This is a genomic window from Nonomuraea sp. NPDC050536 (assembly GCF_044457685.1).
Classification (GTDB): domain Bacteria; phylum Actinomycetota; class Actinomycetes; order Streptosporangiales; family Streptosporangiaceae; genus Nonomuraea.
Genome location: NZ_JBITHD010000006.1, coordinates 341,004 through 360,501, shown reverse-complemented (window position 1 = coordinate 360,501; position 19,498 = coordinate 341,004). Strand labels below are relative to the sequence as shown.

Sequence of the window (19,498 nt, the reverse complement as noted above, 5' to 3'; positions counted from 1 at the left end):
GACTAGATGGTCATGTCCAAAAAGAGCCACAGACAATTAACGACCAAGACTGAGCTGCTCATGCAGCCCGGCGAGCGCATCGTTCACACCCTCTACGCCAGGGCGGGCACGGTACCGATCAAGAAGAACGTAGCGTCGATCGCCGCCTCTGTCGCGGTCGGGGCCGCGGTTACCGCAATCACCGGTGGCGCGGGCGTGGTCATCGTGACTGCATTCGACAAGGCTCGCGTGTACATCACCGTGACCGACCGCAGCGTGCTCATCTTCGCAGGCAGGCGGAACAAGTCCGGACCGGGTGACATCATCGCGCACGTGCCCCGTGACACCGTTACTGCCACGGTGCTCAGAAACCGCATGGCTTACCAGCTCCGGCTTGATTTCGCTGGATCCGACCAGAGGCTCCGACTGACCTTTGCCCCGTGGCCCCGCGGCTTGAAGGACAGCGGACGCTACCTTGCCACACTGCTGCAACCGCCGACTTCGGCGAACGAACGGCTCTAACCCAGGGTCACCCCGCTCGAGGCTCGTGGGAACTCCCCTGTCTTGCCCGGGCCGGGATTCGAGCGGCGCCTCTGCCTCGCCTCGCTCGCGCCCGCGCGGGGAAGCCACCTCAAGCTGCTCGTCCCTGCCCGAGGTGAAGTCCGGCAGCAGCATCGGGGGAGCGGTCTGCTGCCGGACGCCTGGAAGGGGGCGGCCCGGTCGTCACCCCGGCCAGTCGAGGCGGCCGCTTCCGCATGGCGGGGCCCGAGCCGTGGCCTGCGCTTACGGCGCCCTCCCCGGAGGGGGATCTCACCATGTCGCGGCTACCCTGCGCCATCATCGCGTCGCGGACCACCTCGGTCACGATGCCGCGGAAGCGGTTGCGCGCCGAGGAATGACCGCTGTCGACCGCCTCGATCTGGGCCCGCGCGAACGCGGCCAGGTCGGCGCCGTTGACCTGCCGGTGGCCGTGCTCGTCGCGCTCGGCGGCCAGCCGGCCCGCGTCCACCCAGCGGCGGACGGTGTCGGCGCTGACCCCGAGCAGGGCGGCGGCCTCGCTGATACGGAACGTCACAACAACACACCCTCTCCTTTGCACATTCGACCCCAAATGCCGGTCTTCCATGGCATAAGCGGCATGCTTTACGGTCTTTGCATGGCATCCACGAGATCAAGAAACCTTGCCGCGCTCACGCTCGCGACCGCTCTGCTGGCCACGCTCGCACCCGCGACCGCATCCGCCGCCGTCATTGCCGGGCCGTACTCCACGCAGCGGACCGACGCCCCACCGGTCAAGGTCCGCGGCGAGGTGGACCAGCCGCGCTCGTTCTCCATGGATCGCCTGCGCGCGCTTCCCCAGCACACGGTCCGGGTGCGCTACCAGACCTCCCACGGCGCGGAGAAGCACACCTTCACCGGCCCACTCCTGGCCGACGTCCTCGCGCTGGCCAAGCCGCGCATCGACACAGAAGCCAAGAACGCCCAGCTGCGCCTGTTCGTCACCGCGACCGGGTCCGACGGCTACCGCGCCACCGTGGCCTGGGCCGAACTCGATGCCGGTTTCTCGGGCAAGAAGGTCCTGCTCGCCGTCGCCCAGGACGGCAAGAAGCTCGACAAGGAAGGACCGCGCCTGGTCGTGCCCGGCGACGTCAAAGGCGGTCGTTACGTGAGCGGGGTGGTGCGCCTGTACGTCGGCAACGCTGACGCCGTCGACCCGGCCTGATCACGGTGCCACCGGCGAGCGGGAAAGCAGGGACCATGTCACCGAACGTCCTGTGCTGGGCCGGCGTGCTGCTGGCCGCGGGCGCCGCCATCGGCATGAGGCTCTACCTGCTCTCCATCGGCGATGGCCCGGCCGATCCGCGCGTCAGTGCCCTGGGCGCTGTCGTCGGACTGGCCGGGCTCGCGCTCGCCGGCCGCCGCCATCAAGACGGCAGCTAGGTATCCACTCCCAGCATGACGTCCGATGCCTTGATCAAGGCGAATACGTCGCTGCCCGCCGCCAGACCAAGCTCCTCAGCGGCCTCCACGGTGATCGACGCCACCAGCCGGACACCACCGGCATCGAGCTCCACGTTGGCCGTCGCTTCTCCCTTGGTGATGCCCACCACTCGGGCCGGTATCTTGTTGCGCGCGCTCAATCGCATGCGTTCCCCCTCGGTGCTGTTCGCGCTTGGTACCTACCCGAGGAAGGTCTTCACCACAGTTCACAAGCAGACCGCGGATCAACCGAGCCGGCATTGGCACCAGCGGCCGTCGCTCGGCCTCATCCCGCCCATATGCAGCCGTAGTGCCGAATCAAGACTCTGCCAGCCCTTTTCCCTTAGCCGGGATGAGAGCCTGCCACTGGGCGTCAGGCGGTGGCGTGAAGCCTTCGATGGCGTCGCGGAAGTCCGGATCAAGGAACTGTTGGCCGGGTAGTCACACAGCGCTCGCCAGAGTCTCGAATTCCTCGTCGGACAGCTGTACGGCGGCCGCCGCGACGTTCTCTTCGAGGTGGGCAACCGACGAGGTCCCCGGGATGGGGAGCATCACCGGAGAGCGGCGAAGCAGCCATGCCAGCGCGAACTGGGACGGGGTGGCGCCGTGGGCCTTGCTGAATCTGGCCAGGAGGCCGTTCGGATCGGCGCGTCTGCCCGTCGCGATGGGAAACCACGGGATGAAGGCGAGGTTCTCGGCCTCGCAGTAGTCCAGGACGTCTTCGGCATCGCGCGTGGCGAGGTGTAGAGGTTCTGGACCGACACGATCTCGGTAGCCGCACGGGCCCGCTTGAGCTGGGCCACCGATACCTCATACAGGCCGATGTGGCGGATCTTCCCCTCCTGCTGGAGCAGTGCCAGCTCGCCGAGGGACTCCTCGACCGGCACCTTGGGATCGATGCGGTGCATTGGTACAGGTCGATCCGCTCGACGCCGAGATTCCGCAGGCTCAGCTCGGCCCGCTGCCTCAGGTACTCCGGACGGCCGTTCGGTTGCCGTCTGGACGGACCTGGCCGGGTATATCCGCCCTTGGTGGCGATGACGAGGTCGGCAGCGTACGGATGAAGAGCCTGCTTGATCAGCCGCTCGCTCACGAACGGACCGTAGGAGTCCGCCGTGTCGATGAACGTCACCCCGAGCTCGACCGATCGGCGGAGCACGCGAACCGCTTGAGTATCCTGGATCACACGGCACCGCTGGTCCGCATAGTCGTCCGGAGCGCGGCGGCGGCCGAGCTCACGAACGCCGTACCGGACGCCGCGCTGAACGTTCCGGCGACCGTTCTCCTCCAGAAGACCTGCGTGGGCGGCACCAGAATGGCGTACGACGCTGTCGGCAGCACGATCGAGCCGTATCAGCATCACCGGGCGTCGGGGCTGGCCCGGCGCCTCGACGAGGAAATCCTCGGCCTGCTGCGCCGCGCCGCGGACTGTTGAAAGAGGGCAGCGATGGAAGCCACGAACCCGGCGTGGACCCCGGTCGCGCCTCTCAGCGGCGACCAGCTCAAGAAGCTGGGAACACACGGCACAGAAATCGCCGTGACCTCCGGGACGATCCTCTTTTCCGCAGGTGACGCGTCCTACGATCTGTTCGTCGTCCTCGACGGATCAGCGGACGTCGTCGAGCGGCTCGGCGAGGTGAGTGAGCGCGTCGTCGCGTCGTACGGCCCCGCGGAGTTCCTGGGCGAGATAGGCATGCTCACCGGAGAGCGGGCGAGCCTCGCGGGTGTCGTGAGGCAGCCGGGACGGGTGCTCCGGGTGCCGCTGGACCAGGTTCAGCTGCTCATGGCGCACGAGCCCGATCTCAGCGAGTACATCCTCCGGACGTTCCTGGAACGCCGGGCGAACCTCGTGCGCAAGGGCGCGGGCCTGACGGTCATCGGCTCCCGCTATGACGAGCGCTGCCGCGCGCTCCTGCAGTCGTTCGCGCGCAGCAGGATCGCCGTGAAGTGGATGGATCTCGAAGTCCAGCCGGAGGCCGAGGCGCTGTTGCGAGAGCTCCAGGTACCCTTGAAGGACCTGCCCATCGTCATCGTTCCCGGCAGGCCGCTGATGCGCAATCCGCAGCCGGCGGACATCGCCGCGGAGTTCGGCGAGCCGCCCACGGCCATCGACGCCGACCAGGATGTCTGTGACCTGCTCGTCGTCGGCGGCGGGCCAGGCGGGCTGGCGGCAGCGGTGTACGGAGCATCGGAAGGACTCCAGACCGCCCTCATCGACGCGGCGGCGTTCGGCGGCCAAGCCGGTACGTCGTCGAGAATCGAGAACTACCTCGGATTCCCCGCGGGTCTTTCGGGTGCCGAACTGGCTGCCCGCGGGGCGATCCAGGCCGCGAAGTTCGGGGTCCGGCTGCACCGGAACGCCCGGGCAACGGCCTTCGCCAGCAGTGGCGGCATCCATACCGTCACCTGTGATGACGGCAGAGCGTTCAGGGCCTGCGACGTCATCATCGCCACCGGAGCGAATTACCGGCGCCTGGCCGTACCGGGCATTGAGGCTTGGGAAGGAAACGGCGTGTACTACGCCGCGACCGTCGCCGAAGCCAGGTACGCGCTCGGGCGGCCCGTAGCCGTGATCGGCGGCGCGAACTCGGCGGGCCAGGCCGCCATGTTCCTGTCTCGCACCTCCGATCCGGTGCACCTCCTGGTACGGGGTGACGACCTGGAGCATTCGATGTCGCGCTACCTCATCGACGCGATCGCATCCAATCCGAGGATCCTGCTGCAGACCCGGGTGGAAGCGGTCGGCATCACGGCGGATTCATCCCTCACCGGGCTCGAGCTGGCGAACGGGGCAACACTGGATGTGAGCGCGGTCTTCGTCTTCATCGGAGCCACGCCCTGCACCGACTGGCTCGACGGCCAGCTGGCAACCGATGACGCGGGATTCCTGCTCACCGGGCATGAGCTCAACACGTTCCCGAAGAGCAATCGAGCGCCGTTCACCTTTGAAACGAGCGTTCCTGGTGTGTTCTGCGTCGGAGACGTACGCAGTGGAAGCGTGAAGCGTGTCGCCACGGCTGTCGGTGAAGGGTCCGCAGCGGTGCGCATCGTGTTCGAACGACGAAGAGCCGATGGGCTCGAAATCCTGTGACCAAGGAGCCGGAAACGCCGATGATCGACGTCTAAGCCGCAGCGGGAACGTTCACGGACACCAAGAAGCTCGCCCAGGACCTGGCCGCCACGCTGATGCGCATCGAGCAGGTGCCCGACATCCCGATGTTCCGCAAGAAACACCGCCGCCTTCGGCTGGGGTACAGCGCGCCGGCTGGGTCGCCACCCGGCCCCCGCGTTCGGGTGGGAGGCGTTGACCGAGGCCGAGCGTACGGTTGCCCGCCTCATGGGCACCGGATGCTCCAACAAGCAGATCGCCGCCGAGCTCGGGGTGTCGACGAACACCGTCGGAACCCACGCACGGTCCATCTTCGCCAAGCTCGACGTGCGTTCCCGAGCGCAGCTCAGCAACAAGTACCACGACCGGATCGCCGGCGCCTGATCACCAATTCAGGTGATGTCGCGGGCCCACCGCCCCGGGAAACCATGGCGGTTCTGGCCCTGGCGCGTGCTGGTCGGGTGCAAAGACTGGGGCTCGATCTTCGGCACCTGCGGTCGCCGACGAGCGTATCCATGCAGGTCAGGTCTAGCCTCAAAGAAGGCCAGAACATCACAAGCCCAGCGAATCAGAAACGATGAACCTGATGCGTCAGCTCGCCGCCTGGTTGCGTCGCCGGGATCCGGGGCTGGCCGCCACCCGGCGCGCGGGCCGGACCGCGGTGGTGATGCCATCGCTTTTCGCGCTCTGCACCCAGGTCTTCCACGCACCGGCCATGGCGACCTTCGCCGCGTTCGGCGCGTTCGCGATGCTGCTGCTGGTCGAGTTCCCAGGTCCCATGGTGCAGCGGCTGCGGGCCCATGCGGCGCTCGCCGTCGCATGGCTGGTCCTGGTCTCATTGGGTACGCTCGCCGCGGGATCGGTCTGGACCGCGACGGCGGCAACGATCGTGGTGGGCTTGACCGTACTCTTCTCAGGCGTCGTCAGCTCGGTCCTGGCCGGCGCCACGACGTCGCTGCTGCTGGCGTTCGTACTCCCGGTGACGACGCCCGCCCCGTTGTCACAGCTACCTGACCGGCTGGCCGGCGTGGCGCTGGCGGCCGGGGCGACCATGATCGCGATTTCGCTGTTGTGGCCGCGGACGCCGGCCGACCCACTCAGCGCGCCGGCGGCACGGGTCTGCCGGGCCGCGGCCGACCAACTGCGCACCGACGCGGATCACTTCGCGAGACGAGCCGGCGGACCCAGCTTCGGGGCGTGCCGCGCCCGGGCCCAGGAGACCGAGGCCACCGCACAGGAGTTGCGGCGCGCCTTCACCGCGACCCCCTACCGGCCCACTGGCCTGTCGACCGGCTCCCGGGCGCTTGTTCGCCTCGTTGACGAGCTGACCTGGCTGAGCTCGATCCTGGCCGGGGCCGGCCCCGTGGCCGAGGTTGGTCCGACGGGGGACCCCGAGTCCTCAGCGGTGCGCAGAGCCGCTGCCGCGGTGCTGGATCTGTGCGCGCAGATGCTGGAGGATCCGGGCTGCACGCCGGTCCGGCTACGCGCAGGGGAGGAGGAGCTTCGCAAGGCTTTGAGCGCGCTTGAGGGTGGGGCCGTCAGCCGGCTGCCGACGCCGGACGGCGCCGCGGGTGATGGGCTCTACGTCGACGCCTTCATCGAGAGCCTCGATGTGTCCTTCCGGGCTCAGGAAGTGGCCTTCGTGGTCCTGCAGATCGCGCAGAACGTCGAGATCGTCCGCGCAGCCGACCAGCGCGGTTTGCCGGACCGCCTTTTCGGCCGCGAGCCCGGGACGCTGACCGGTCCGCTGACCAGCGCCACGGAGCGCGCTGCGGCGCACCTCGAACCGCACTCGGTCTGGCTGCACAACAGCATCCGCGGCGCGATCGGCCTGGGCATCGCCGTCGCGTTGGCCGACCTGACCGGCGTTCAGCACGCCTTCTGGGTCATCCTCGGCACCTTGTCGGTGTTGCGCTCCAACGCGCTCAACACGGGACAGAACGCGTTCCGGGCACTCGGCGGGACCGTGGCCGGCTCGATCCTGGGCGCCGGTCTGCTCCAGCTCCTGGGGAGCAACAACACAACCGTGCTGTGGATCCTGCTGCCGATCGCGGTGCTGGTAGCGGGTATCGTCCCGGCCGCGATCTCGTTCGCCGCCGGGCAAGCGGCCTTCACGCTCACGCTGGTGATCCTTTTCAACCTCGCCCAACCCGCGGGATGGTCGGTAGCCCTCTTCCGCGTCGAGGACATCGCGCTCGGCTGCGCGGTGAGCCTGATCGTCGGCGTGCTGTTCTGGCCGCGGGGCGCCTCCGCCGCCGTCAGCAGGGCGTTGGCGGACGCGTACGTCGACAGTGCCCGCTACCTGCTCGGCGCGGTGGACTACGGCGTGTCCTGCTGCAGGTTCGGTGCCGCGACGATCGGGGTCCCCCAGGAGGGCCGCCGGGCGGCGGCCGCGGCGCGCCGACTGGACGACGCCTTCCGGACGTATCTGGCGGAGCGGGGGCCGAAGGCTGTTCCGCTGGACGAGATGACCGCCCTGGTCACCGGTGTCGTCGGCCTCCGTCTTTCCGCCGACGGGATCCTGGAGCTGTGGCGGCGGTCCTCAGACGACCAGCCACCCGAGGATCGCGCGGCCGCGCAGAAGGAGCTGCTGGCCATGGCTGAGAGGGTCCTCCAGTGGTACGAGAGCCTGGCCGACGGGATCGAGCGCGGAGGATCCATGCCCGAGCCGTTGGCGTCCGACCGGAGGAACAGCGCCCGCCTGGTTGACGCGGTCCGCCGAGACCTGCGCGACGAGGAGGGGCGGGCCACGGCGACCAGCGTCCGCATCATCTGGACCGGCGACCACCTGGAGGCAGTGCGGCGTCTCCAGTTCACCCTCGTGCCGGCGGCAAGCGGTCGAGCACCGGCGTAATGTCACCTCCGCCGGATCCAGCCGGATCGTTGATAGGACGCGAGCGGGATCTCGCCCGGATCAGCGGCTTCGTTGACCAGGCCGCAGCCCAGGGTGGCGCGTTCATGCTGTTGGGCGAGGCAGGGGTCGGCAAGTCCGTGCTGCTGGAGGCCGCCGCGGCACGGGCGCCGGCAGCCGGACACAGGGTGTTGCGCGCCTCCGGCTCGCAGTTTCGAGGCCGAGGTGAGCTTCGCCGGCCTCCATGAGGTTCTCCACCCGCTCTTCACGGACCTGACACGCTTGAGCCCGGCGCATGAGCGGGCGCTGAGCGTCGCTCTGGGGCTGGGGGAGGGACCTCCAGCAGGTCAGGTCCTGGTGGCCAATGCGGCTCTGGTTCTCCTCCGCCAGGCCGCCGCCGCTGGCCCGCTGATGGTGATCGTCGACGACATCGCGTGGCTGGATCGTGCCAGCGCCGTCGTGCTCGGCTTCGTGGCGCGCCGCCTCACCGGCAGCCGCGTCGGGCTGCTCGCCGCGTCTCGCTCGGGCGAGGAGAGCTTCTTCGAGTACGGCGGGCTGCCCGGCTACGAGTTGCAGCCGCTGGCGGAAAGGGACGCCGCGGCCCTGCTGAAAGCGCGCTTCCCCGCGCTGGCGCCCCGGGCCCACCGCAGGCTGTTGGCCGATGCCCAGGGCAACCCGCTAGACCTGCTGGAGCTGCCGGTGGCGCTCGGCGACGAGGGTCTCGAAAGGGGTGAGGACCTCCTGGCGTGGTGTGTAGCGACCAAGAAGCGCACCACCCGCTGGAGGTCCTCGTCCCCACCGGTCGCTTTCGGCATCTCATGAGGGGGATCAGGCCAGGGCCGCGGCGAACAACGCTCGTGGCTCCCGCCATGTCCTGGTGCGGATCGAACGGCAAGAGGACGGGCTGACTGTGGAGGTCGCCGATGACGGCACGCGAGGCCAAGCACAGCCGTACGGACACGGCCTGACAGGGCTGCGCGCTGACCAAGCTCGATGCCCGGACCCGCGTACACCTGGTCATCGCCGCCTATGAGGCTCACCTCGTCTGAGGAAGACCCTTTTCTCCGCCGCCGGTCACCAGATCAAGATCTCGCGCGGATTTAGCACATGCGATCCCTGGGCCGCTTGTGCAATCTCAGGACCCGCAACCCGGACGATCACCATCACCAACACGCAGGAGGCCTGGCGCGGACAGGATCACGTCATGGAGGCCAGCGAGGCGCGGACCTTGGCGATCAGGTCGGGCGGTAGCGGTGCGTAGCCAAGCAGGGACAGGTTGGATTGGCCGGCGTTGCTGGCGGCGTGATTGAGAAAGCCGAGCAGGACCGGGGGTGAGCCGTGGGCGCAGGCGATCTCGTAGGTGAGCTGCACGATCGGATACGCTCCCGGCTCCTTGGTCGCCATGTTGAGCTTGAGGGCCAGGTCCCCGTTCTTGCCGGTGACCGTGGCACCGGCCAGGCCTCTGCTCGCGCTGTCCGGTGTCAGCTCGGCGAACTGGCCGGCGGCGTTGCGCACCTTCGCTGTGCGCAGCCCGGCAGCGCTGGCGTGCCCATACTCCACGTAGCCGATCGAGCCGTCCGTGCTCTGGACGGTCTGCGTCATCGCGGCCGACCCGGCAACGCCCTGGCCACCCGGCGCCCACCACAGCCTGGTGGCCCGGTACGGCCAGCCGCCTGCCCCGGCCAGGAAGGTGGTGAGAGTCTGGCTCGTGTCGGACTCATCAGAGCGGTGGAAGGCATGGATAGCCGTGCCAGGCAGCCGGGTTCGCGGGTTGTCAGCGGCGATCTTCGCGTCATTCCATCGGGTGATCTTCCCGCTGAAGATGCCGGTGATGGTCGAAGGTGACAACCTCAGGTCGGGCACGCCGGGCAAGTTGTAGATCACCGCGATCGGGTTCACCACCATCGGCAGGTGGAAGGCGCGGCCGCCGCACCGCTTGTCCGCCTGATTTTGCTGCTGGGGGTTCATCACGGCGTCGGATCCGGCGAACGCGGTTTTGCCACTGATGAAGTCCTGCACGCCGGCCTGTGAGCCGACCGGCTGGTAGTCGACCCTCGCGTTCGGGACGATCTTGCCGAATGCCGTTCGCCAGGCCTCGATCGCGGCGACCTGCATCGTCGAACCTGAGCCGGCGACCGTGACAGCAGTGTCGGCCGGCACGGCCGGCGTGCGGGCGCATGAGGCCACGGCGAGCATTACTGCCGCGGCTGTGCCGATGACCTCCAGCGTCCTTGCCACGTCTCAAACGCTAGGGATGTCCGTTGGTGAGTTGCGTCAAGCACGGGCAAAGCGGACAAGAATTAACCCTTGCCAGCTGATCATGCAGCGCTCTTGCAGACCATGACCACCCCGGGCCTGCTCGAGCAGAGCGCATGGCGACACGTGGGTGAAGGTCGAGTGACGTGTGGTGTTCCAACTCGTCGAGAGTGTGTGCTGACGGCCGCTGACGACTTTCACGCCAGGTACGTCACGGCCGTCACAGCGGCCGTGATCCCACCCTGCGACAGCAGTCCGGATGCCGGTATGTGGAACGGAGGACGTATGAATCCTCAGGAGGCCAAGGCAGCGCTCGACAACGTCCCTCGTCTTCAGGGCAAAACCCGTGAAGAGATTCTCCCGCTGCCCTAGGCCGACGTCCTTCGTCTGAAGGGCCGCTCGGTGTCCCGTATCTCGCGTGCGGGTCCAGCCGCCCGCGGGTTGACGTCCGGGACACGCTCGGCATCCGCAGCATAAGCGTTGCTGAACCAGGCTTCATCGGCCTCGACGACAGCGAACCGGCCGCTGTCAGAGAGGATTCCGACGTCGAGGACGACAGCGCTCGGCAGCCCGCTCGCGAGGTGGTTCACCAACCTTCTGCCGAAGCCGACCGCGGGATGTGGCGGCGGCAGCGGCGCGCTTTCGAGAACCTCGTGCACCGCATAGCGGCTCGCGGCGCGCAGCTCGCCGTCCAGGACGTGGAGCCGGTACTCCTCAGCGAATACGACCGGTTCGGCAGACAGCACGGGGAGTTCGGAGGGAAGGCGCGACGGCGGACCGGCCCCGTCCGGACGCACCCCAGCCGGAAACAGCCTTCCGGCGGCCGGCTTGACGAAGCGGGGGACGCGGTGCCGCCGAGCCTGCCCCAAAGTGATCAGCTACAGGACCGTCGATGTGGACGATGCGCTCTCTCGTCGTCTTCGCGCCCGCTTCGCTGAGCTCGAGACGGAACGCAGGGTGAAGGCCGACGAGCTCGCCCGACTCCAGGAGCAGTCGCCTGTGGAGAACCAGCAGGCCGATCTGCTGGGCCGGATCCCATGCTCCAGGCAAAGGCTTGGCCGGCTTCAAGAAGATCTTCAGCGCGAACTCTTCAGCGTCTTCCGGCTGGCGATCACCTACGACCCGACCGTCTGCGCCGTACAGATCAAGATCACACTCTACAGCGAGCCGGGCATCCGCGGAGAGCGGGTGCCCGGGTAGAGGGTGGGGGTGCCCCGAGTGGGATTCGAACCCACACTGAATGGATTTTGAGGCCATCGACTCTGCCGGTTGGTCTATCGGGGCGACGTGGATCTAATGTATCGGACCTCGGTACCCTTCTGCTCGTGACTACGCAGCGGCGAGTGGTGATCGCGGAAGACGAGGCTCTTATCCGCCTGGACCTCAAGGAGATGCTCCAGGAGGAGGGCTACGTCGTCGTGGGCGAGGCCGGCGACGGCGAGCAGGCGATCCAGCTGGCCACCGAGCAGAGGCCGGACCTGATCATCCTGGACGTCAAGATGCCCGTGCTCGACGGCATCTCGGCGGCCGAGCGGATCGTGGCCGACCGGATCGCGCCGTGCCTGATCCTGACCGCGTTCTCCCAGCGTGACCTGGTCGAGCGGGCCAGGGACGCCGGCGCGATGGCCTACCTGGTCAAGCCCTTCACCAAGAGCGACCTGGTGCCCGCGATCGAGATGGCGGTCAGCCGGCACGAGGAGATGTTGGCGCTGGCCAAGGAGGTCTCCAACCTGTCCGACCGGCTGGAGACGCGCAAGCTGGTCGAGCGGGCCAAGGGCAAGCTGATGAGTGATCACGGCTGGAGCGAGCCACAGGCGTTCCGGTGGATCCAGAAGGCGTCCATGGACCGCCGTCTGAGCATGCGCGAGGTTGCCCAGATCGTTATAGACGACACCCCCGAGCGCGACTGAGGGCACGAAAAAGCGCCGTACGGTCACGACTGGGCATCCAACCGGCGTCGGAAACTCTCCCTCCGGGGGATACCGCCCCATTCTGTGGGCGGACCGAAGGGAGACACTTTCGATGACCCGAATTTCCCGCGCGCTGGCCGTCGCCACAGCGGCGAGCCTCGCGCTGGCGGCCTGTTCCACCCCGAACAAGTCCGGCGGCCCCAACGCCACCGCCTCGGCCTCCGCGCAGCAGTCCGCGGCGGCCAAGGGAGACGGCACGCTGACGATCGGCGACGTGCTACCGCAGACGGGGTCGCTGGCGTTCCTCGGCCCGCCCGAGTTCGCCGGGATCCACCTGGCCATCAAGGAGATCAACGACGCCGGCGGGGCGCTCGGCAAACCGGTGGTCTCCATCGACACCGACTCCGGTGACACCACCACCAACATCGCCTCGCAGTCGGTGGACAAGCTGCTGGCGCAGAAGGCCGACGCCATCATCGGCGCCGCCTCGTCCGCGGTGTCCAAGTCGATCATCGACAAGATCACCAGAGCGGGGGTCATCCAGTTCTCGCCGGCCAACACCTCCGACGAGTTCACCACGATCAAGGACAACGGGCTGTACTTCCGCACGGCTCCGCCGGACAAGCTACAGGGGCGGGTCCTGGGGGATCTGGTGGTGTCCGACGGCAACGACACCATCGGCATCCTGGCCATGCAGGACTCTTACGGCACCGGCCTGGCCGACCAGGTCACCAAGACCGCGGAGGCGAACGGCGGGCAGGTCGTCGCCCGCGCCGACTACGACCCGAAGGCCGCCGACTTCTCCGCCGACGTGGCCAAGATCAAGGAGAAGAAACCGAAGGCGATCGTGCTGATCGGCTTCGAGGAGACCGCCAAGGTGGTCCAGGAGCTCGTCAAGCAGGGCCTGACGGCCGACAAGTTCAAGTGGTACATGGTCGACGGCAACATGTCGAACACCAACTACGCCAAGGACCCCAAGGGAACGCTCGCCGGGGTCAAGGGCACGATCCCCGGCGCCGCGGCGCCCACGGCGTTCCAGAAGCGGCTGCTGACGGTGGATTCCAAGCTGACCAACTACACCTACGCGGCCGAGTCCTACGACGCGGCGATCCTCATCGCGCTGGCGGCCGAGGCGGCCAAGAGTGACGCGGGCGTGGACATCGCGGCCAAGCTCGCCGATGTCAGCAAGGGCGGCGAGAAGTGCACCAGCTACAAGGCCTGCCACGAGCTGCTGAAAGCGGGCAAGGACATCGACTACGACGGCGTGAGCGGTCCGGTCGAGTTCAACGACGCCGGTGACCCGTCGGTCGCCACGATCGGCATCTATCAGTACGGCGCGGACAACAAGTACGACGCCGCCAAGGCCCTCGAATATCGCAAGGGCGACATCGCCGGATGACCGTTTGGGCCCCGGTCCGTTGGCGGACCGGGGCCGCAACTCCCCTGTGACAGTCCATGACCTCGTACGGTCAGGACATTACGAATCAGCATAAAAGCCGCGCCGAATCCCCGATCGGAACGTTCCTACGGGCATGCTGAGCTTCGGAAATGGCACTTTAAGGGGAGTTCTTATGAACCGCATTGCTCCTGCCGGACGCCTGCTGGCCGTCGCGGCGGTCGCGAGCCTGGCGTTGACGGCCTGTGGTGGCAGCGGCGGTGACACCGCCGCGCAGAAGAGCGAGTCGGCAGCGCCCGCCTCCTCGGCACCCGCCTCGGCGGCCAAGGGGGACGGCACGCTGACGATTGGCGACGTGCTGCCGCAGACGGGCTCGCTGGCCTTCCTCGGCCCGCCCGAGTTCGCCGGCATCGACCAGGCCGTCAAGGAGATCAACGACACCGGCGGCGTGCTGGGCAAGCCGGTCAACAAGATCCACACCGACTCCGGCGACACCACCACCAACATCGCCTCGCAGTCGGTGGACAAGCTGATCGCGCAGAAGGCCGACGCCATCATCGGCGCAGCCTCCTCCTCGGTGTCGGAGTCGATCATCGACAAGGTGACGGGCGCGGGCCTGGTGCAGTTCTCGCCGGCCAACACCTCCGACAAGTTCACCACGATCAACGACCACGGCCTGTACTTCCGCACCGCCCCGCCGGACAGGCTGCAGGGCCGCGTGCTCGGCGACCTGATCGCCGCCGACGGCAACGACACGATCGGCATCCTGGCCATGCAGGACTCCTACGGCTCCGGCCTGGCCGACCAGGTCACCAAGACGGCCGAGGCGGCCGGCGCCCAGGTCGTCGAGCGCGTCGACTACGACCCGAAGGCCGCCGACTTCTCCGCCGACGTGGCCAAGATCAAGGCCAAGAACCCCAAGGCCATCGTGCTGATCGGGTTCGAGGAGTCGGCCAAGGTCGTCCAGGAGCTCGTCAAGCAGAGCCTGACGGCCGACAAGTACAAGTGGTACATGGTCGACGGCAACATGTCGAACACGAACTACCTGAAGATGCCCAAGGGCACGCTCAAGGGCGTCAAGGGCACCATCCCCGGCGCGGCGGCTCCCACCGAGTTCCAGAAGAAGCTGCTGGCCATCGACCCGAAGCTGACCAACTACACCTACGCCGCCGAGTCCTACGACGCGGCCAACCTCATCGCGCTGGCCGCGCAGGAGGCCAAGACCGACGACCCGGCGCAGATCGCCAAGCACCTGGTCACGGTCAGCAAGGGCGGCGAGAAGTGCGCGGACTTCAAGTCCTGCGACGAGCTGCTGAAGGCCGGCAAGGACGTCGACTACGACGGCATCAGCGGCCCGATCGAGTTCAACGACGCCGGTGACCCGGCGATCGCCACGATCGGCGTCTACCAGTACGGCGCGGACAACAAGTACGACGCCACCAAGGCCCTGGAGTACCGCAAGGGCAACATCGAGGGCTGACCCTCAGCCGCCGCCCAGGCCGCACGTCTTGAGCGCGTAGCTCCACAGGCGATCCTGCAGCGGCTTGGGCGGCACCACGATGATCACCCGCTCCTGGCCCCCGTCCACGGTGGCACGGACAGGGAACTGGAAGGCCTTCTTGGCCTCGGCGAAGGCGTGCGGGTCGCACCGTCCGGGGGTCAGCTGCAGCGGCATCGTCTGCTGCGACGCCCCAGCCTGCAGTACGGCGAGCGGCTTGGTCTTCGGCACCGGCGTGGCGATGTAATGGGTGGTCCCGCCCACGTCGTCGATCGCCACGGCCCCCTCGCCCTTCCTGGTGAGCGTCAGCGTTCCCGTCATGACCTTGCCGACCTGGTGCCAGTCGTCGCCGAACTCGATGTCGGCGGCCTCCTTGATGAGGTACGCCGAGCACTCGTCGCGCAGCAGCTGCGTCAGCAGCGGGTCGGGGTGCGGCACCGGGAAGACCACCTTCCGCAGCTCCTGCGACGATCCCTCGCGCACGTGCGCCACCACGGTGGCCGGTTGCACGGTGGGAAGTCCCTTGGGCAGGCAGTTGGCCGCGCCGTACTGAATGCGAAGGTCCGTGCGGTCGGTGTGCCGAATGAGGCCGTCCGCCCTTTGCGCCGGGAGTGTTTTGAAAGACGGCGTGACGAGCTGAACATCGGCGAAATAGACCGGTGTGTCGGTGGTATTACGCACGGCGACCTCGAGGGCGTGGACGGGCTCGTCGGAACGCCATTGCGCCAGCGAGACCGATACGCCCTTGGGCGGGGTCGTCGCGGGTTCCGGAGAGGCGCAGCCGGCAAGCAGGACGGCGAGGGCCAGGAAGGCCGAAATACGCTTCACCCTAGGCACATTAGGCGTGGTCAGCGCCCGTCGTAAGTTGAGGAGTGATTACGACTCCGCATCCAAGTGCCGACAGTTCACCTGGGCATCTGTTGGAGCAGCCTGGGGTTTTGTACGTTTCCGTCATTCGATCGGGAACGTCGGCCTGGCTGATGGGATCCCGGCCTGGGATGAAGGAGACACTTCATGATCCGCATTGCTCCCGCGGGGCGCGTGCTGGCTGTCGCAGCGGTTGCCAGCCTCGCCCTGACGGCCTGCGGCGGCGGCAGCAATACCGCCACGCAGCAGACCGGATCAGCGGCGCCGTCCTCAGCCGCAGCCGCGGCCAAGGGCGACGGCGTGTTGACCATTGGCGCACTGCTTCCGCAGACCGGCTCGCTGGCCTTCCTCGGCCCGCCTGAGTTCGCCGGCGTCGACGCCGCGCTGAAGGAGATCAACGAGGCCGGTGGTGTGCTCGGCAAGCCGGTCGTCAAGTACGACACGGACTCCGGCGACACGACCACCAACATCGCCTCGCAGTCGGTGGACAAGCTGCTCGCGCAGAAGGCCGATGTGATCGTCGGTGCGGCCTCGTCCTCGGTGTCGGAGTCGGTCATCGACAAGATCACCGGCGCGGGAGTGATCCAGTTCTCGCCGGCCAACACCTCCGACAAGTTCACCACGATCAACGACCACGGCCTGTACTTCCGTACCTCGCCGCCGGACAAGCTGCAGGGCCGCGTGCTCGGTGACCTGATCGTCGCCGACGGCAGCGACACCGTGGGCATCCTGGCGATGCAGGACTCCTACGGCACGGGCCTGGCCGACAACGTCGCCAAGACGGTCCAGGACGGCGGTGCGCAGGTGGTCGAGCGGGTCGACTACGACCCGAAGGCCGCCGACTTCTCCGCCGACGTGGCCAAGATCAAGGCCAAGAACCCCAAGGCGATCGTGCTGATCGGGTTCGAGGAGACCGCCAAGGTCATCCAGGAGCTGGTCAAGCAGGGCCTCACCGCCGACACTCACAAGTGGTACATGGTCGACGGCAACACCTCCAACACCAACTACCTGAAGATGCCCAAGGGCACCCTCAAGGGCGTCAAGGGCACCATCCCCGGCGCCAACTCGCCGGACGACTTCCGCAAGAAGCTGCTCGCGGCCAACCCCAAGCTGCAGGACTACTCCTACGCTCCTGAGTCCTACGACGCCACCAACCTGGTCGCGCTGGCCGCCGAGGCCGCCAAGAGCGACGCGGGCGCGGACATCGCGGCCAAGCTGGCCGACGTCAGCAAGGGCGGCGAGAAGTGCAAGGACTTCAAGTCCTGCGACGAGCTGCTGAAGGCCGGTAAGGACATCGACTACGACGGCGTCAGCGGTCCGGTCGAGTTCAACGACGCCGGTGACCCCGCGGTCGCCACGATCGGCATCTACCAGTACGGCCCCGACAACAAGTACGCCACCAAGGCGCTCGAGTACCGCACCGGCAACATCGCCGGCTAACGGCTCACCAGCGGCGAGGGCCCGGCCTCACGGCCGGGCCCTTTCGCTATTTGCAGCCCGCCACGATCTGGTCGGCGGCCGGCCGGTACTGCTTGATGAGCGCGATCTGCCGCGGCCGGGGCACGTCCGCCCGCGCCAGCCCCGCCGTGGTGGTCTTGATGGTCTGTACGGCGGGCTGCAACGACTCCGGCAGCCGCGGACCGAACTCCAGCGTGATCCCGCGCAGCTCGCCGAAGCGTCCCAGGAGCGCGTCCTCGATCTTCTGGCTGTCCTCCTGGCCACGCGGGTTGAGCATCAGCCCCACGTAGCCGATCGCGGAGACCACCCGCGCGCACGGGCTGTCGGTGGGATCGCCGCCGGTGCTGTACTTCTCGGCGTGGGCCGCCGGCGCGTGCTGGCAGCCGACGAGGATGGGAAGAAGAATGGCAACTGCCGCTAAACGTCTCACCCAGCCATTAAACGAAGAGAAGGGGCCCCATGGGAGCCCCTTCTCCTGATCGAGATCTTTACGCCTTGGCGAGCGTGCCCAGGTACAGCTCGATGACCTTGGGGTCGTTGGCGAGCTGCCGCCCGGTGCCCGTGTAGGCGTTACGGCCCTGGTCGAGCACGTAGCCGCGGTGGCAGATCTGCAGGCAGCGCCGCGCGTTCTGCTCGACCATGATGACCGTCACGCCCGCCGTGTTGATCTGCTGGGCCTGGATGAACACCAGGTCCTGCAGCTTGGGCGACAGGCCCGCGGACGGCTCGTCGAGCAGCAGCACCGACGGCTCGGTCATCAGCGCCCTGGCCATCGCCACCATCTGCCGCTCACCGCCCGACAGCGAGCCGGCCCGCTGCTTGCGCCGCTCCTTCAGCGCGGGGAACAGCTCGGCGACGAACTCGAAGCGCTCCTTGAACTTGCCGGGCACCTGGAAGGCGCCCATCTCGAGGTTCTCCTCGATGGTGAGGCTGGGGAAGACGTTGTTGGTCTGCGGCACGTAACCTACGCCGCGGGAGACCAGCGAATGCGCCTTCATGTTCGTGATGTCCTCACCCTTGAGGACGACGGTGCCCGACCGGATGTTGACCAGCCCGAACATGGCCTTGAGCAACGTCGACTTGCCGGCGCCGTTGGGGCCGATGATGCCGATCAGCTCGCCCTCGGCCACGTAGAGGTCGGAACCGTTGAGGATGTTGACGCCGGGCAGGTAGCCGGCGATGAGCTCGTCGCAGCGCAGCACCGCGTTCTCGGCGCCCTTGAGGTGGGCGCTGCGGTCGGTGACGGCCTGCTTGGACTCGGGGACGGCGTTCACTTCTGCGTCTCCTCCTCGATCTCGGCCTCGAGCGCCGCCTCGGCCTGCTGCAGCTGCTCCTCCAGCTCGGTCTCCGACAACGGTGCGTCGTGGTGGGCGCCCAGATAGGCGTCGATGACGCGCGGGTCGGACATGATCGAGTCCGGCGGGCCCTCCGCGATGACCGCGCCCTGGGCCATCACGATGACCCAGTCGCTGATGTCGCGGACCATGTCCATGTCGTGCTCGACGAACAGCACCGTCATGCCCTGCTCGCGCAGGTCCTTGACGTGGCCGAGCAGCGACTGGGTGAGCGCCGGGTTCACGCCGGCCATCGGCTCGTCGAGCATGACGAGCTCCGGCTTGACCATCAGCGCGCGGGCCATCTCGAGCAGCTTGCGCTGGCCGCCCGACAGCGAGCCGGCGAAGTCCTCGCGCTTGGCGTCGAGCTTGAACCGCTCGAGCAGCTCCTCGGCCTGCTCGGTGATCGAGTCCTCCTGGCTGCGCCAGAAGCCGGGGATCAGCGCCCGCCAGAAGTTCTCCCCCCGCTGCTGCTGAGCCCCCAGGCGCATGTTCTCCAGTACGGTCAGCCTGGACAGCGCCTTGGTCAGCTGGAAGGTGCGCACCATGCCCAGGCGCGCCACCTTGTGCGCCGGCACGCCGCTCATGCTCTGGCCGTTGAACGTCCACGAGCCGGAGTCGGCGGTGTCGAAACCGGTCAGCTGGTTGAAGAACGTCGTCTTGCCCGCGCCGTTGGGACCGATGAGCGCGGTGATCGAGCCGCGCTGGATCTCCACGTGCTCGACCTCGACGGCCGTCAGGCCGCCGAAGCGCCGCACCACGTTGTCGACCACCAGGATCGGGTCGGGCTTGGGCACCCCGGGCTCGCGCGCCAGGTCCTTGAAGACGGCCAGCGCGGCGGCCTTGCGATCGGTTGTCAT

General features: G+C 67.8%; 21 protein-coding genes, 1 tRNA gene and 1 pseudogene. 13 read left to right on the top strand and 10 right to left on the bottom strand.

The features are described from left to right. Positions 1-6: 6 nt before the first annotated feature. On the top strand, positions 7-501 hold the full coding sequence (locus ACIBHX_RS20270; protein WP_397068670.1) for a hypothetical protein: 495 nt from the start codon (positions 7-9) through the stop codon (positions 499-501). 109 nt (positions 502-610) lie between these two features. Here ACIBHX_RS20270 and ACIBHX_RS20265 read toward each other — a convergent pair whose 3' ends face one another. After that, on the bottom strand, positions 611-1,105 hold the full coding sequence (locus ACIBHX_RS20265; protein ID WP_397068669.1) for a helix-turn-helix domain-containing protein: 495 nt from the start codon (positions 1,103-1,105) through the stop codon (positions 611-613). A 30-nt stretch (positions 1,106-1,135) separates the two neighbouring features. On the opposite strand from ACIBHX_RS20265, the gene ACIBHX_RS20260 reads away from it, so the two are divergent. After that, positions 1,136-1,702, top strand: coding sequence for a molybdopterin-dependent oxidoreductase (locus ACIBHX_RS20260; RefSeq protein WP_397068668.1), 567 nt, complete (start codon positions 1,136-1,138; stop codon positions 1,700-1,702). A 35-nt stretch (positions 1,703-1,737) separates the two neighbouring features. Then, complete coding sequence (locus ACIBHX_RS20255) at positions 1,738-1,920, top strand: hypothetical protein (RefSeq protein WP_397068667.1); 183 nt, start codon at positions 1,738-1,740, stop codon at positions 1,918-1,920. On the opposite strand, the gene ACIBHX_RS20250 is transcribed toward ACIBHX_RS20255, so the two are convergent. Continuing rightward, positions 1,917-2,126, bottom strand: a complete 210-nt coding sequence (locus tag ACIBHX_RS20250) for a molybdopterin-binding protein (RefSeq protein ID WP_397068666.1) — start codon at positions 2,124-2,126, stop codon at positions 1,917-1,919. The genes ACIBHX_RS20255 and ACIBHX_RS20250 overlap by 4 nt on opposite strands. A 274-nt stretch (positions 2,127-2,400) precedes the next feature. After that, positions 2,401-3,319: pseudogene (locus ACIBHX_RS20245) on the bottom strand (aldo/keto reductase). Between the two features lie 87 nt (positions 3,320-3,406). Here ACIBHX_RS20245 and ACIBHX_RS20240 point away from each other — a divergent pair. From ACIBHX_RS20240 to ACIBHX_RS20220, 5 genes are all read left to right on the top strand, one after another. Next, positions 3,407-5,050: an FAD-dependent oxidoreductase gene (locus ACIBHX_RS20240; RefSeq protein WP_397068665.1), complete on the top strand. Its 1,644-nt coding sequence runs from the start codon at positions 3,407-3,409 to the stop codon at positions 5,048-5,050. A gap of 213 nt (positions 5,051-5,263) precedes the next feature. Next, positions 5,264-5,452, top strand: coding sequence for a response regulator transcription factor (locus tag ACIBHX_RS20235; RefSeq protein WP_397068664.1), 189 nt, complete (start codon positions 5,264-5,266; stop codon positions 5,450-5,452). Between the two features lie 193 nt (positions 5,453-5,645). After that, positions 5,646-7,922: an FUSC family protein gene (locus tag ACIBHX_RS20230; RefSeq protein WP_397068663.1), complete on the top strand. Its 2,277-nt coding sequence runs from the start codon at positions 5,646-5,648 to the stop codon at positions 7,920-7,922. Further along, entirely contained in the window at positions 7,922-8,167 is a 246-nt protein-coding gene (locus ACIBHX_RS20225) for an ATP-binding protein (protein WP_397068662.1), read from the top strand. The genes ACIBHX_RS20230 and ACIBHX_RS20225 overlap by 1 nt, the downstream gene beginning before the upstream one ends. 34 nt (positions 8,168-8,201) lie before the next feature. Then, on the top strand, positions 8,202-8,741 hold the full coding sequence (locus ACIBHX_RS20220; protein WP_397068661.1) for a hypothetical protein: 540 nt from the start codon (positions 8,202-8,204) through the stop codon (positions 8,739-8,741). Positions 8,742-9,116: 375 nt separating this feature from the next. Here the strand turns inward: ACIBHX_RS20220 and pstS are convergent, their stop codons facing one another. Both pstS and ACIBHX_RS20210 read right to left on the bottom strand, forming a co-directional pair. Continuing rightward, positions 9,117-10,157 (bottom strand): phosphate ABC transporter substrate-binding protein PstS, encoded by a 1,041-nt coding sequence (pstS, locus tag ACIBHX_RS20215; protein WP_397068660.1) that lies wholly within the window; start codon positions 10,155-10,157, stop codon positions 9,117-9,119. Positions 10,158-10,543: 386 nt separating this feature from the next. Further along, complete coding sequence (locus ACIBHX_RS20210; protein ID WP_397068659.1) at positions 10,544-11,044, bottom strand: ATP-grasp domain-containing protein; 501 nt, start codon at positions 11,042-11,044, stop codon at positions 10,544-10,546. A gap of 1 nt (position 11,045) precedes the next feature. Between ACIBHX_RS20210 and ACIBHX_RS20205 the strand changes: the two genes are divergently transcribed. Then, on the top strand, positions 11,046-11,375 hold the full coding sequence (locus tag ACIBHX_RS20205; protein ID WP_397068658.1) for a hypothetical protein: 330 nt from the start codon (positions 11,046-11,048) through the stop codon (positions 11,373-11,375). A 10-nt stretch (positions 11,376-11,385) separates the two neighbouring features. On the opposite strand, the gene ACIBHX_RS20200 is transcribed toward ACIBHX_RS20205, so the two are convergent. After that, positions 11,386-11,459 (bottom strand) — tRNA-Leu (locus tag ACIBHX_RS20200). A gap of 41 nt (positions 11,460-11,500) precedes the next feature. Here ACIBHX_RS20200 and ACIBHX_RS20195 point away from each other — a divergent pair. The 3 genes from ACIBHX_RS20195 to ACIBHX_RS20185 all read left to right on the top strand — a co-directional run bounded on the left by ACIBHX_RS20195 (position 11,501) and on the right by ACIBHX_RS20185 (position 14,961). Beyond that, positions 11,501-12,085 (top strand): ANTAR domain-containing response regulator, encoded by a 585-nt coding sequence (locus ACIBHX_RS20195; RefSeq protein WP_397068657.1) that lies wholly within the window; start codon positions 11,501-11,503, stop codon positions 12,083-12,085. Between the two features lie 112 nt (positions 12,086-12,197). Further along, positions 12,198-13,484: an ABC transporter substrate-binding protein gene (locus ACIBHX_RS20190; RefSeq protein WP_397068656.1), complete on the top strand. Its 1,287-nt coding sequence runs from the start codon at positions 12,198-12,200 to the stop codon at positions 13,482-13,484. 172 nt (positions 13,485-13,656) lie between these two features. Beyond that, complete coding sequence (locus ACIBHX_RS20185) at positions 13,657-14,961, top strand: ABC transporter substrate-binding protein (RefSeq protein WP_397068655.1); 1,305 nt, start codon at positions 13,657-13,659, stop codon at positions 14,959-14,961. Positions 14,962-14,964: 3 nt separating this feature from the next. Here the strand turns inward: ACIBHX_RS20185 and ACIBHX_RS20180 are convergent, their stop codons facing one another. Then, positions 14,965-15,807: a hypothetical protein gene (locus ACIBHX_RS20180; RefSeq protein WP_397068654.1), complete on the bottom strand. Its 843-nt coding sequence runs from the start codon at positions 15,805-15,807 to the stop codon at positions 14,965-14,967. A 186-nt stretch (positions 15,808-15,993) separates the two neighbouring features. On the opposite strand from ACIBHX_RS20180, the gene ACIBHX_RS20175 reads away from it, so the two are divergent. Continuing rightward, entirely contained in the window at positions 15,994-17,286 is a 1,293-nt protein-coding gene (locus ACIBHX_RS20175) for an ABC transporter substrate-binding protein (RefSeq protein ID WP_397068653.1), read from the top strand. A 46-nt stretch (positions 17,287-17,332) separates the two neighbouring features. On the opposite strand, the gene ACIBHX_RS20170 is transcribed toward ACIBHX_RS20175, so the two are convergent. From ACIBHX_RS20170 to ACIBHX_RS20160, 3 genes are read right to left on the bottom strand one after another with little or no spacing between them, the layout of a single operon-like run. After that, the gene (locus ACIBHX_RS20170; RefSeq protein ID WP_397068652.1) at positions 17,333-17,734 is read right to left on the bottom strand and encodes a hypothetical protein; all 402 of its coding nucleotides are present in this window, start codon (positions 17,732-17,734) and stop codon (positions 17,333-17,335) included. A gap of 58 nt (positions 17,735-17,792) precedes the next feature. After that, positions 17,793-18,578 (bottom strand): ABC transporter ATP-binding protein, encoded by a 786-nt coding sequence (locus tag ACIBHX_RS20165; RefSeq protein WP_397068651.1) that lies wholly within the window; start codon positions 18,576-18,578, stop codon positions 17,793-17,795. Further along, entirely contained in the window at positions 18,575-19,498 is a 924-nt protein-coding gene (locus tag ACIBHX_RS20160) for an ABC transporter ATP-binding protein (protein ID WP_397068650.1), read from the bottom strand. The genes ACIBHX_RS20165 and ACIBHX_RS20160 overlap by 4 nt, the downstream gene beginning before the upstream one ends.

What these genes read in the sequence shown, in the direction of transcription:
- ACIBHX_RS20270 (WP_397068670.1), top strand. Translation starts at nt 7, where the DNA reads ATGGTCATGTCCAAAAAGAGCCACAGACAATTAACGACCAAGACTGAG.
- ACIBHX_RS20185 (WP_397068655.1), top strand. Translation starts at nt 13,657, where the DNA reads ATGAACCGCATTGCTCCTGCCGGACGCCTGCTGGCCGTCGCGGCGGTC.
- ACIBHX_RS20175 (WP_397068653.1), top strand. Translation starts at nt 15,994, where the DNA reads ATGATCCGCATTGCTCCCGCGGGGCGCGTGCTGGCTGTCGCAGCGGTT.
- ACIBHX_RS20260 (WP_397068668.1), top strand. Translation starts at nt 1,136, where the DNA reads ATGGCATCCACGAGATCAAGAAACCTTGCCGCGCTCACGCTCGCGACC.
- ACIBHX_RS20160 (WP_397068650.1), bottom strand. Translation starts at nt 19,498, where the DNA reads ATGACAACCGATCGCAAGGCCGCCGCGCTGGCCGTCTTCAAGGACCTG.
- ACIBHX_RS20265 (WP_397068669.1), bottom strand. Translation starts at nt 1,105, where the DNA reads ATGGAAGACCGGCATTTGGGGTCGAATGTGCAAAGGAGAGGGTGTGTT.
- ACIBHX_RS20250 (WP_397068666.1), bottom strand. Translation starts at nt 2,126, where the DNA reads ATGCGATTGAGCGCGCGCAACAAGATACCGGCCCGAGTGGTGGGCATC.
- ACIBHX_RS20240 (WP_397068665.1), top strand. Translation starts at nt 3,407, where the DNA reads ATGGAAGCCACGAACCCGGCGTGGACCCCGGTCGCGCCTCTCAGCGGC.
- ACIBHX_RS20225 (WP_397068662.1), top strand. Translation starts at nt 7,922, where the DNA reads ATGTCACCTCCGCCGGATCCAGCCGGATCGTTGATAGGACGCGAGCGG.
- ACIBHX_RS20230 (WP_397068663.1), top strand. Translation starts at nt 5,646, where the DNA reads ATGAACCTGATGCGTCAGCTCGCCGCCTGGTTGCGTCGCCGGGATCCG.
- ACIBHX_RS20255 (WP_397068667.1), top strand. Translation starts at nt 1,738, where the DNA reads ATGTCACCGAACGTCCTGTGCTGGGCCGGCGTGCTGCTGGCCGCGGGC.
- ACIBHX_RS20190 (WP_397068656.1), top strand. Translation starts at nt 12,198, where the DNA reads ATGACCCGAATTTCCCGCGCGCTGGCCGTCGCCACAGCGGCGAGCCTC.